Origin of the sequence: Humisphaera borealis, from assembly GCF_015169395.1 — a bacterium.
GTDB lineage: Bacteria > Planctomycetota > Phycisphaerae > Tepidisphaerales > Tepidisphaeraceae > Humisphaera > Humisphaera borealis.
This window is the reverse complement of record NZ_CP063458.1, coordinates 4,743,313-4,757,049: the sequence shown is the minus strand read 5'-3', so window position 1 is coordinate 4,757,049 and position 13,737 is coordinate 4,743,313. Positions and strand designations below refer to the sequence as shown.

The window sequence follows — 13,737 nt, the reverse complement described above, 5'->3', positions numbered from 1 at the left end:
CCGATTCAGGGTGGCATGGGCAAGCGTACTCGCTTCCCCATGCCACAAGGCCCTGAGCCTTGCGGTTACTCCGCGTCGGTGGCCGCGACGACCGTGTTGGTCGGGTCGCTGAAGCCGCCGTCGCCGTTGTACGCCCGGATGCGGTAGACGTACGTCGTATCGGCCGACAGGCCGGTGTTGGTGTACGTCGTCCCGCCCTGGCCGGTCGTGCCGATCGCGGTGAACGTGTCGCCGCCGTCGGTCGAACGTTCGATGACCATCGTCGGTGCGTTTGACGGGTTGGTCCACTGCAGGCTGATGCTGCTGGCGGACGTTGCCGTGACGACCAGGCTGTCCGGCGGGAACGGAATGGTCGTCGCCACAGTGGTGTTGCTGTAGGCACTGTTCCGCGGCCCGCTGGTGGCCCGCACGCGGTACTCGTACGCCACGCTCTCGTCGCAGGTCGGATCGACGTACGACGTGACGTTGCCCCCGACGGTGGCGATCTGCACCCAGTTGCCGCTGGATTCGATCTGGCGTTCGATCTTGTAGCCGCTCTCGGCCGAGCTGACATCCGTCCAGGAGAGGCTGATGGTGTCGGACGATTCGCTGGTCGCGACGACATCGGCCGGCGCGGCGGGGAGCGTGGTCACCGAGGCCGACGTCACGTTCGCCGAAGATCCCGCGGCGTTGGTCGCCCGGATGCGGTAGAGGTAGGCCGTCTCTTCGGTCGCGGTGGTGTCGGTGTACGTCGTCGCGTTGGCGGCGACGGCCGTGGTGAGCGTGGACCAGGTCGATCCGGCGTTGGCCGACCGCTCGATGGTGTACGCCGTCTCGCCCTGGGCATCGGTCCAGGTGAGATTGACGTCCGAGTGCGAAGCGGCGGTTGCCGCGAGGTTGCTCGGCGCGGTCGGCGCGGTCGTCACCGCGCTGCTGGTGGCATAGGTGGACAGGATCGCACCCTTGGTCGCCCGGACACGGTAGACGTAGGTCGTCCCCGCCGTGGCGGTCGTGTCGCTGTAGCTGGTGCTGCCGGCGACGACGGTGGTCAGGGCCGAGAACGTCGAGCCGCCGTCCGTAGACCGCTCGATCTTGTAATTGCTCTCGACGGCCGAGTTGTCCGTCCAGGTCAGGTTGACCTGCGTGGTGGAGACGGCGGTCGCGGCAAGGTTGGTGGGTGCGGCGACGGGCGTCGTCGCGCTGGCGGTGCCGCTGGGGCTTCCGTTGACCGCAGCCGTCGTGGCTCGAACGCGGTACTGATACGTGAAGCCTTCGCCGACAGCCGTATCGCTGTAGCTGACCGTGTCAGCGGCAAGCGTCGCGACGGACGACCAAGTCACGCCGCCGATCGAACGCTCGACCAGGAACCCGTTCTCCCTCGCCGAGTTATCCGTCCAGGCAAGGTTCACCTGGTTGTAGCTGATCGCGGTCGCGGAGAGGCCCGTCGGTGTGGCCGGCAAGGTGCTGGCGGTCACCGAAGTCGCCCAGGTGGAGTTGCCCGCCGCGCTGGTGGCGCGGATGCGGTACTGGTAGGTCGTGCCTTCGACGACCGTCGTGTCGCTGTAGCTGGTGGCGTTGGCTGCCGCGGTGGAAAGGAGCGTCCAGTTGGTGCCGCCGTCTTCCGACCGTTCGACCTGCACGCCGTTCTCGCCGGCGGAGTTGTCGTTCCAGGCGAGGTTCACACGGGGCGTACCCGCCGGGACCGTCGCCACAAGGCCGGTCGGCGTGGCCGGTACGGTGGTGGCATCGCCGGCCACCCAGCCCGAGACGGCCGAGCTTCGCACGCCGCGGACTCGGTAGTCGTAAGTCGTCGCTTCGGTGACGGACGTGTCACTGTAGCTGGTGGTGTTGGGGTCCAGCGTCGCCAAGGCGGACCAAGTGCTGCCGCCATCGGTCGAGCGTTGCAGCACGTAGCTGGTTTCGCCGGACGAGTTGTCGCTCCAGGCGACGTCGATCCGTGTCGCGGTGACGGGTGTCACGGTGAACCCGGACGGATCAGCCGGAGCGGTGATGGCGGTGTCGGTCGCGGTGGCCGAGTTTCCACCGGCACCGAGTGCGTAAACAAGGTAGGCAAACGTGCCGCCCTCATGAACCGAGGTGTCGCTGTAGCTTTCGACGTCTCCCGCGACGGTGACCAGTTCGCTGTAGGCGCCGCCGTTCTCGGAACGTTCAATGCGGTAGCCGGTCTCGCTGCCGGCGTTGTCGTTCCAGGCCAGGTCGATCTGGCTGAGCGAGAAGACCGTGGCGTCAAAGCTTGTCGGGGTGGCCGGCAAGGTGATGACGCTGGCAGCCGCGGTCGTGGACGACGCGTTGCCGGTCTTGATCGCGTGGATGCGATACTGATACGCCGACCCTTCCGACACCGTGGAATCGGTGTAGCTGTCGTTGACGGCGTCAATCGTCGCGAGCGTGCTCCAGTTGGCACCGGCGTCGGCCGAGCGTTCGATCACGACATCTTCTGCGGCGGTCGAGACGTTCGTCCAGGTCAGTTCGACGCTGGTCGCCGTCGGCGACGCGGCCGCCAGTGCCGTCGGCATTGCCAGCGGCGTGGTGACATCATCAGAGGCGCTCGGCGTGCTTTCGGCTTCGCCCACCAGCGAGACGATGCGGTACGCGTAGGCGGTGTCCTCAACAACGGTGGTGTCGCTGTAGGTGGACTCGTTGGCCCCAACGCTCGCGAGCGTGGACCAGCTCGTGCCGCCGTCGGTGGAACGCTCGATTCGCTGCGAATCATTGGCATCGCTGTTGTCCGTCCAGCTCAGGCCGACGGCATTGTGCGAGGTCGCCGAGACGGCCAGATCGTTCGGGATGGCGACGGGTGTGGTCGCGGAATCTTCGTTGCTCAGGGCCGAGTCGATCAGGCCTTTGTAGGCGATCACTCGATAACTGGCGGTCGCCGATTCCGGCGCCAGGGCATCGGTGTAGCTCTCGGCGTCGGCGGCGACCTGCGCGATCTCCGTCCAGTTCTCGCCGCCGTCCACCGACCGCTCGATCTTGTAGCCGTCCTCGGCGGATGCGTTATCCGTCCAGGCGAGGTTGATCGAGGTCGGCGTGGCTGCCGTCGCCGTCAGGCCGGAAGCCGCGGTCGGCCGGGTGGTGACCGTGACATCAGACGTGTACGCCGAGGCGCTCGTGCCGCGCACCGCGCGGACTCGGTAGACGTACTCCGAAGACTGCGTACGGCCGGTGTCGCTGTAGCTGACGGCATCTGCAGCAAGCGTTGCGATGGTCGTCCAGTTGTTGCCGCCGTCGGTAGTACGATCGACCTCGACCGAGGTCTCGCCGGCGGAGTTGTCCGTCCAGGCCAGGTTGACGACGGTATCGGTGAAGGTGGTGACGGCCAGCGCGCTCGGTGCGACCGGGCGCGTATCGACGGTGTGCGTTGAGCTCCAGGCAGAAAGCCGCCCGCCGGATGTCGCCCGGACGCGGTAGACGTAGGTCGATCCCTCGGTGAGGCCCGTCTGCACGAGCGAACCGGTGTCGCCGGTGCCGGCGACATCATCCGCGGTGCCGGCCGTGCTCCAGGTGTCGCCGCCGTCGGTCGAAACTTCGACCTCGAAGCCGTCCTCGCCCGCGGCGTTGTCGGTCCAGGTGACCGTCAGACCGGTGGTGGTGATGGACGTGGTCGATACGCCCGTCGGGGCTGCAGGCAGCGTGGTGACGGCGACCGATCCGGTCGTCGCAGATGCGTTGCCCGTCTTCACCGCGCTGATGCGGTAGAGGTAAGCCGTGCCTTCGGTGACGGTCGAGTCGGTGTAGTCGTCATTGGACGCGGCGATGGTCGCGACCGTCGTCCAGTTGCTTCCGGCGTCGGCGGAACGCTCGATCACGACGTCTTCGGCCGCGGTTGAAACGTTGGTCCAGGTCAGCGCGACACTGGTGGCCGTCGGCGACGTGGCAGCGAGCGTCGTCGGCATCGCCAGTGGCGTGGTGACATCATCGGCAGCGCTCCCGTTGCTCTCGGCCTCGCCGACCAGAGCGACGATGCGGTAGCTGTAAGCCGTGTCTTCAGAGACGGTGGTATCGCTGTAGCTGACGGCATCCACGGCGACCGTTACCAGTGCCGACCATGTATTGCCGCCGTCGGTCGAGCGCTCGATCCGCTGTCCGGTTTCAGCCCCGCTGTTGTCGGTCCAGCTCAGGCTGACGGCATCGTGCGACGTCGCGGTGACCGCAAGCCCGCTGGGCGTTGCGACCGGCGTGGTGACGGTGTCGGCCGTGCTGGCGGCAGAGTCGATTGCGCCCTTGTACGCGATCACTCGGTAGCTGGTCGTCGCCGACTCCGGCGCACTGCTGTCCGTGTAGCTCTCGCTGCCCGACGCGATCGAAGCAATCTGCGACCAGTTGGTACCACCGTCGACCGACCGCTCGATCTTGTAGCCGTCCTCGGCGGTGGCATTGTCGGTCCATTCAAGATCGACGGAGGTCGGGCTCGTCGCGGTCGCCGCCAGGCCCGTGGCCGCCGTCGGGCGGGTAGTCACCGAGACGTTCGAGGTGTAGCCCTCGGCGTCGCCGCGGAACGTGCGGATGCGGTACAGGTACGCCGTCGACTGTACGGCGGTGCTGTCGGTGTAGGCGGTAGTGTTCGGGTCGAGCGTCGCGAGCGTGGTCCAGGTTGTGCCGCCGTCGCCGGAACGATGCACGCTGAATCCGGCTTCGCCGGCCGAGTTGTCGGTCCAGGTGAGGCTGACAGCGGTGTTGGTGAAGCTGGCAACCGCGAGATTGGTCGTGTACTCCGGCTCGGTGTCGGCAGTGTGGACGGAAGTCCACGCCGAGCTGGCGTCGCCGAAGAGTGCGCGAACGCGGTACTGGTAGGTCGCACCTTCGACGACGTCATTGTCGGTAAGCGACGTGGTGTCGCCGGTACCGTCAACGTCGGCGACGGTGCCGACGTCCTCCCAGGTCGTGCCGCCGTCGGTGGAGTGCTGCACCAGGAAGCCGGTCTCGTGGGCCGAGTTGTCCACCCACTGCAGATCGATGCCCGACGTGCTGGCGGCTGTGTGAATGAGGGAGGTCGGAGCGATCGGCGGAGTAGCGACGGCGGCATTGCCGCTGACCGCGCCAGCGCCCGACGCGTTGAACGCCTCCACGCGATACACGTACGCGGTCGCTTCGGTGGCGGTCGCGTCTTCGAACGACGCGGTTTCGTCGTCCAGATCGGTGCCGAGCTGGCTGAAGTTCGCCCCGGCATCGTCGCTGCGATAGACGCGGTAGCCGGTCGCTCCGCTGACCAGGCTCCAGGCGACATCCACGGTGGTTGTACCGCTGGCGACGGCGGTGACACCCGTCACCTGGGCCGGAACGGTAGTCGCCGATGCCGTGCCGCTCAGGGCACTATCGCCGCCGGTGTTGCTCGCGAACACGCGATAGGTGTGCGTGCTTCCGGTGGCGACGGTGTCATCGTACGACTCGGTATCCGTGTCGAGCGTGGCGATGGTGACCCACGCCGAATCGTCGAACCGCTGCACGGTGATCGACGTCTCGCCCGAGGAGTTGTCGTCCCAGGTGAGGTGAATTGTCGTGGCGTCGGTATCGCTGGCGGCGAGATTGCTCGGCCCGGCGGGCGCGGTGGTGACCGCGGCCTCGCTGCTCGGGGCGCTGTCGCCGCCGGCATTCACCGCGAACACGCGGTAAACGTAGCTCGTGCCTTCGACCGCGGTTTCGTCGTCGTAGCTGGTGGCATCGGCCCCGAGGCTGTTGACGATCTCGGCGAACGCGCCATTGCCGGCCTTACGCTCGATGCGGTAGCTGGTGTTACCTGAGACATCCGTCCAAGCGATCGCAACTTCAGTGATGCTGGTCATCGTCGCCGTCACATCAGCCGGCTCACTGGGCACCGTGGTGACGGTGGCAGCGGAGCTCTCGGCGGACGAACCGCCGACACCCTCGGCGACCAGCTTGTAGGCGTACGCGGTGCCGGGCTGCACCGTTGTATCCGAGTAGCTCTCGGTCCCAGCATCCAGGCCGCTGGCCAGCACGGTATACCCGCCGCCGCTGACCGACCGCAGGATGGTGTAGCTCTGTTCGCCGGCCGAGTTGTCGTTCCAGGCGAGATCGACCTGCGTAGACGAGACACCCGTCGCAACCGCACCGGTCGGTGTCGCTGGTAGCGTGGTGACATCGGCGACCGCAGCCGAACCATCGCCGCCACTGCCGACGGGCACGGCACGGTAAGCGTAGGTTGTGGCTTCGACCGCAGTGGAATCGGTGTAGGTTTCGGCGTCGGCCGCGGTGGTGGTGAGGGTGGTCCAGTTCTCGCCGTCGGTCGACCGCTCGATGCGGAAGCCGGTTTCACCGGCCGAGGGGTCGGTCCAGGCAAGATCAACACTGGTCGCGGTGTAGCCGCTGACGGTGATCGTCGTCACCGCCGCAGGAAGTGTGGTGACCACATCGGTCGCCGTGGGGCCATCTCCGCCGGCGCCGGTGGGCGTCACGCGGTATGTGTATTCGGTCGCTTCAACTGCGGTCTCGTCGCTGTAGCTGTTGGTCTGCACTTCAGCCAGCTCGGCGAAGTTGACGCCATCCGTCGAACGCTCGACGGTGTAGGTCGTCGCGCCGTTGGAAGCCGTCCAGCTGATGTCAACGGTTGTCGGCGTGCTGGAGACGGCATTGAGCGCCGTCACGGCGGCGGGCGGCGTGGTGACGCTGTCGGTCACGTTGCCATTGACCGCGTCGCCGTCGTCGGCGACCAGCTTGTACGTGTACGCCAGGCCACCCTGCACCGTCGTGTCGCTGTAACTCTCGCTGCCCGGGCTGAGTGTCGTCAGCAGGGAGAAGTCGTTCTCGGCCGGCAGCTCGCCCAGGGCCCGGTAGACCAGGATGTCGGCGACGCCGGAGGTGGAATTGTCCGTCCAGGCCAGGTTGACCTGCGTCGGTATCGAAGCCGTCGCGACCAGATCGGTCGGCGCCGCAGGCAGGGTGTGGATGTTGACCGTCGCCGAGGCCACGCTCGCCCCGCCGGCGTTGGTCGCGATCACGCGGTAGACGTAGTCGTCCGACTCTGTCAGACCGGTGTCGTCGAAGCTCGTTGCGAACGTGGTCGTACCGGCCTGGGTCCAGTTGCTGCCGGCGTCGGTGGAGATTTCGATGGTGTAGCCCGTCGCGCCGGTGACCGCATCCCACGCGACCGTCGATGTCGTTGGACTAAGGGCGGTGACGGCAAAGTTTGCCGGCGCGGCCGGACGGCTTACGCCCGTCACTTCACCCGTGGGGGCGCTATTGATCCCCTGGACCGCAAGCACCCGGTAGTAGTGTGTGGAACCCGCGGCGACTGTCGTATCGCTGTACGTGGTCTCGCCGGCATCGGCGGTGCCGATCTGAGCGAACTCGTCGCCGTCGTCCGACCGTTCGATGATGAAACCGGTCTCGTTGGCCGAGTTGTCGCTCCAGGTGAGGTTGACCGTCCCCGCCGCCGGCGAAGCGGCCGACAGACCACTCGGCGCGGCCGGTGCGGTCTGGGCGGTGATCGTCGCGGAGGTCGTCTCCAGCGAATCCTGCACGGTGACAATGCGATAGGTGTAGCTCGTACCCTCGACGCCGGAATTGTCGGTGTAGAAGTTGTAGTTCGGAATCTGCGTTGCAATCGAGGTGAAGTTGACGCCGTCGGTGGACCGCTCGATTCGGAATTCCGTCTCGTGCGCGGAGGTGTCGGTCCAGGTTACGTCGATCGACGTATCACCGAGCACGTCGGCCTGCAGTGCAGTGGCGGCCGAAGGCGGCGTGGTGACGGTGTCGGTGTTGCTCGCGGCCGAATCGCTCAGGTAAACAGCGACCACGCGGTAGGCGTAGTCCGTTCCTTCGACGGCCGAGGTATCGCTGTAGGTGTTCTCGCTCGCGGCAACGCTGGCAAGCGTGGTGAATGGACCGCTGTCCTCGCTGCGCTCGATGCGAACGGTGGTGTCGCTTGCCGACACGTTCGTCCAGGACAGATCGACCTGCGTCGGGCTGGCGGCCGTGACCGACAAGCCGGTCGGGGCAGCCGGGTTCGTGGTGGCGGTCAGGCCCACCACGGTCGATGCGCCCGAAGCATTCGTCGCCGCGACACGGTAGACATAGGTGGTGCCTTCCGTCAGACCGGTGTCGGCGAAGGTCGTTGCGCCATTGGTGGTGCCGGCGACGGCCCAGTTGCTGCCGCCGTCGTCGGAGATCTCGATCGTAAAGCCGGTGGCTCCGGCCGAGGTGTCCGTCCAGGTCAGCGTGATCGCGGTATCCGATTCGACCGTCGCTTCAAGCTGCGAGGGGGCCGACGGACGCACCAGGCCGACCACTGCAGACGTCGGATCCGACGTCGCAATCGCACTGGCGGCGCGGACCTTGTACTGATACGTGCTCGCCTCATCCAGGCCGGTGTCGGACCAGGTATGTGTGCCGGCGTTTACGAAGTCGACCTGCGTAAAGTTCACGCCGTCGCTGCTCTTGAGAATCTGCACACCCAAGTGGTTGGTGGCGTTGTCGGTCCAGCTAAGATCAATCTGTGACGACGAAGGTGATGTAGCCGTCAGGCCTGTGGGGACTGCCAGCCGGGTAATGATCGTGGTGGATGACGAAGGTGTAGAAACGACCAGGCCATTGGTTGCCGTCACGCGATAGCGGTAACTCGTGCCCTGCGCGACGGTGCTGTCGGTGTAGGTTTCGGCATTGGCAGCGGCGGTGCCGACCTGCGTCCAACTGTTGCCGCCGTTGCTCGAACGCTGAACGCTGTAGCCGGCCTCGCCGGAGGAGTTGTCGTCCCACGTCACGGTGACCGAGGTCGGCGTCGCCGTCGCGGCGACGCCGCTGGCCGGAACAAGCGTGGTGTTGACGATCGCTTCGGCACTATCGACGGACTCGCCGCTGCCGTTGAAGGCGCGGACCCGGTACTGGTACTCGGCGTTCTCCGAGACCGCATCATCGTGGCTGGTTTCGCCGGCAGGCAGGGTCGCGATCAGCGACCAATTGGAGCCCCCATCGTCGCTGCGGTACAGGCTGTAGCCGGTTTCGCCGGCGGTGTCGGTCCAGGAGACGGTGACATCGTCGCCGCCAGCCTGCAGTGTTGCCGTCACGTTCTGCGGAACGTTCGGCACGAGCGTGGCAGCGGCCTCGCTGCTGGCCACGGAAGCGCCGCCTTCGTTCACGGACAATACGCGGTAAAGGTACGAAAGGCCGGCGGAGGTCGTCGTGTCGCTATAGCTGGTGGTGTTGGCCGTGCCGATCTGGCTCCAGGTGTCGCCGTCATTGCTGGATCGCTCGATCACGTACGAGTCTGCGTTGACCGACAGGTTGGTCCAGGTCAGGTCCACGCCGCCGACGACGAGTGCGGCATTCAGGCCGGTCGGCGCTGCCGGTCGTGTGACGGCACTGTCTGTGTCGCTGTAAGCGCTGTTGCGGCTCACGCCCATCGTGGCGCGAACGCGGTAGGTGTACTCCGTGCCCTCATCAAGGCCCGTGTCGGTGAAGGTCGTCTCGCCGGCGTCGGCCGTTCCGACCTGCACAAAGTTGATTCCATCCGTCGATCGCTCGATCCGGAAGCCGGTTTCATTCGCCGAGTTGTCGGCCCAGGTGACGCTCAAGCTGGCGGCACTGACGCTGTTCACGGCGACCGCCGACGGGGCGGCGGGAATGGTGTCTGTGGTCGCCGTCTCCGAGTAAGGGGAGAAGACGCCGCTCTTGATCGCCCGCACGCGGAACACCGGGCTGGTCCCTTCAGCGACCGTGACGTTCAGCGTCTCGACATCAGCCAGTACCTGGCCGGCGTCGCTGAAGGTGCTTCCGCCGTCGGTGGAGACCTCGACGTAATAGCCGTCCTCGCCGGCGGAGTTGTCCGACCAGGTGACGGTAACGCTGGTGGCGCTGTTGGCCTGAACGCTGACGGTATCGGGCGCGAGCGGCTTGGTGGTGCCGAAGGTGCCGGCGGCCGCGGACTCGCCACCGGCATTAGTGGCGACGACTTCGAAGTAGTAGTCGGTCGCCTCGGTCAGGCCGGTATCGGAGTACGTCAGCTCGGAGCTGCCTAGCGTGGCGATCGAAGTGTAGTTCACCCCGTCGAGTGAGCGGTAAACGACAAAGCCCGACGCGCCGGCGGGTGCCGACCAGCTCAGGTCGATCCGGTCTTCCGAGTTGGTCACCGCTTCGAGCTCGGTCGGGGCGAGGGTACGCGTCGTCGCCGTGCTGTCGGCACTGGCGACCGAATCACCCTGGGTGCTGGTCGCGACCACGCGATAGGCGTAGGCGGTCGCGGCGCTCAGGCCGCTGTCGGTGTACAGCTCGGCATTGGCGGCGGGCGTGGCGACGGTCGTCCACGAGGCGCCGCTATTGGCCGACCGCTCGATGCGGTAGCCGGTTTCGCCGGCGGAGTTGTCCTCCCACGCGATCGAAATCTGCGAGGCCGAGACACTTGTGGCGACCACGCCTGTCGGCAGTGCCGGTCGGGTCGTCACGCTCGCGTTGCTGCTGTAGGCCGAAGGCCCGCCGACGCCCGTGGCGCGAACGCGATACACGTACGCCGTCGCTTCGGTCACCGTGGTGTCGGTGTAGGACTCGGCGTCGGCGTCGACACTGAAGCTGGTGGGGAAGGTTGTGCCGCCGTCGGCGCTTCGCTCGACGACGTACCCGGTTTCGCCACCGGAGTTGTCCGACCAGGTGAGGCTGACGCTCTCGCCGTCGCTCGAAACAGCCGAGAGGCCGGTCGGGGCGGCGGGGCGCGTCGTGACCGAGTCGTCGGAGCTTGCTTCGCTCAGGCCGCCGGCATTCGACGCCAGCACCCGATAGCTATAGGCGACCGCCTCGTCCACCAGTTCGTCGCTATAGCCCGCGGTCTCCGTGTATGCGATCGGCGTCCAGGTGGTACCGCCATCCTCCGATCGCTCGACGCGATACTCCTGGGCACCCGTAACAGAGGACCAGGCGAGATCGATCTGGCTGTCCGAGACGCTCGTCGCGACCAGATCGGCCGGGGCATCGGTGCGAGTGGTGCCGGCGACGGTGGTGGTGTAGCCACTGCTGCCCGCTCCATTGATCGCCTTGACGCGATACGTGTACTGCGTGGCCGACGCCAGATCGGCGTTCTCGTACGTGGTGACGCTGGCGGCGGTGGTCGTCAGCGTGGTGAAGTTGACGCCGTCGGTCGAACGTTCGACAACGAAACCGGTCTCACCGGCGGAATTGTCCGTCCAGGAGAGGTTGATCGTGTCATTGGCCGGAGTGGAGACGATGAGGCCCGTCGGATCAGCCGGGACGGTTGTCGCGACGTACGTGTCGCTGAATGCCGACGCGCCGGCGGAATTGATCGCGCGGATGCGGTAGGTGTACGTCGTCGCCTCGGCGGCAGACGTATCGGTATAGGAGGCAGCGTTGCTGGCAAGCGTGGCGAGCGTGGTCCAGGTTTCCGACCCGAACGCCAGCCGCTGCACCTCGTAGCTGGTTTCGCCGGTGGCGTTGTCCGTCCATGTGAGCGCCACATGACGGCCGGCGGCGGCCAGCTCGGCGACGAGATTGGTGGGGGTTGACGGTAGCGCTTCGCTGCTGACTTCCGCCGAGAAGCTGCTCTGGGCCTCCGACCCGATCACCGCCTTGACGCGGTAGCTGTAGGAAACACCTTCGGTGCGGCCGGTGTCGGCGTAGGTTGTGACGTTGGCATCGAGCGTCGCGACGGTAACAAACGCCCCTCCGCCCGAGGCCCGCTGCACGAGATAGGACGTCTCGCCGGTGGTGTTGTCGGTCCAGGAAAGGTCGATGCGGGTGGGCGAAACGGCCGTGGCCGCCAGATTCGACGGGGCGAGCGGGTTGGTCGTGCCGTTGCCAACATTCGAGTAGGCACTGGAGTGAACGCCGACCGCCTTCACGCGGAAGTAGTACGCCGTGCCTTCCGACAGGCCGGTATTGTTGTAGGTGGCTGTGGATGGCGTCAGGTTGGCGACGGTCGTCCAGGTGGTGCCATTGGTGGACCGTTCGATCGTCACGTGGTCGGCGGCGGCGGCGTGGTTCGTCCAGGACAGGTTCAGCTGCGAAGTGGAGATTTGGGTGACTGTCAGGCCGCTGGGAGCGGCCGGCTTGGTCGTCACTTCGACTTCCTGCGACCAGTGGGACGCAAGGTTTCCCCTTGTTGCGTAGACGGCGAACAGGCGAGTCGTCCCTTCGGGAAGCGATGTCGCGCTGTAGGCCGTGCTGTCGGCGCCAAGCGTCGCCAGCACCTCCCAGGTGGCTCCGTCCGTGGAGATCAGGACGACGTAGCCGGTCTCGGCGCTGGACCGATCCGTCCAGGTCAGATCGATCCTGGAGTCTGACACCGGCGTTCCCGCCAGAGCCGCAGGAGCCTTCGGAAGTGTCGTCGTCGTCGCGACGGTGCTGTTGGCCGACGTGACGATTGCCGATCCGAACACACGCGGCGCGGTCGTGCCGACGCTCGTTTCGCCGGCGCCGCCGGTGGCGCTGACGCGATAGTAGTAGGTCGTCGCTTCTTCTGCGGTGTCGTCTACGTACTCGGTGATGTCGGAGGCGACCTGGGCCACTTCCGACCAGACGGTGCCGTCGACCGAACGTTCGACCAGGAAGCCGGTCTCGTTGTTGGCGTTATCGACCCAGGTGATCAGAACTTCGTTCTCGCTCTGGGCGATCGCCGTCACGTTCGTCGGCGGCAGCGGGGTGGTTTCGGTGTTGGCCAGTTCGACCGGCGCCTCGGCTTCGCCGGTGGTATCGACGACGGCGAAGCTGATCGAGTCATTGCCCGGCTGTGGGGTGGCGATGAATCCTTCGCCGCCACCTGCCTTGAGCTGTTCCTTTTCGACCTCCTGGCCGCCGGCATCCTTCTTGGCCAGGAACACGCCATTCGCTTCGGCGTCGTAATAGACGACCTGCGGCTTGCCGGTGGACGGATCGATGATCAGCGTCGGGTTGGCATTGCTGCCGGCGGGAACCTCGGCGATCGGCTCGTTGGTGAAGAACTTGGCCTTTGCATCGCCGGCCTCGGCAAGCTTTATCGCGCCGCTGGCCGGATCGAAGTAGCTGATCGTCGGCCGGCCGTTGCTGCCGAACGCGATGTCCACGTTGGCGACGTCTGGCGAAACGGTATCGACAACAACAGGCTTCTTGCCGCTGGCGACGAATTGAACCTGCCCGGCGCTGTCGCTGAATGCGACCGTCGGCTTGTTGGTGGCAGGGTCGATCGCCAGGCTGCTGAACTGCCCGACGTCCCCCTTCTTGGCGACCGTCGTGATCGTCCACTTGTTCTTGGCCAAGCTCTTGAGTGTGGCGAGCCTCAGATCGCCGGTCGTCTTTCGGTAGTAGCTGATGATCGCGGTGCCGGCGGCATCGAAGGCGAGCGACGGGTTCTGGCCGACCGAGTCTTTCGTATCGACCGCGACGTTCTTCCAGGTCGTGCCATTGAAAAACGCGTAGCGCAGGTCTTCGTTCGTCGCATCGAAGTACGCGACACCGGGATGGCCGGCGCTATCGACCGACAGCGATGGCATCTTGCCGACATCGCTGCTGGTGGCGTCGATAGTGATTGCTGTCGTCCAGGCTCCGCCCGGCGACTGCTTCGTGTACTTGAGGCTCTTTGCCGCCTCGTCGTAGTAGGCCAGGTGCAGATTGCCCGCGGCGTCGTACGCCATCGAACTGGTTGGCTGCGCCGCCATCAACGTCCGTTGCTCGAGCGACTCGAACGACGCGTGATTCCCGGCCATCTTCGCGACGGCACGGCTGACGGCGGAATTCAACGACATCACAATGGACGGAACGGCGCGTTGGCGATTCGACATGATCGTGCTCCCGACTAAAGGCCCG

General features: G+C 66.1%; 1 protein-coding gene. It reads right to left on the bottom strand.

All coding sequences use genetic code 11. From position 1 onward, the window contains the following. Positions 1-65: 65 nt before the first annotated feature. Complete coding sequence (locus IPV69_RS17670; RefSeq protein ID WP_206291045.1) at positions 66-13,712, bottom strand: fibronectin type III domain-containing protein; 13,647 nt, start codon at positions 13,710-13,712, stop codon at positions 66-68. Positions 13,713-13,737: the final 25 nt, after the last annotated feature.

Excerpts from the sequence above, each read along its gene's own strand:
- IPV69_RS17670 (WP_206291045.1), bottom strand. The coding sequence starts at position 13,712 with ATGTCGAATCGCCAACGCGCCGTTCCGTCCATTGTGATGTCGTTGAAT.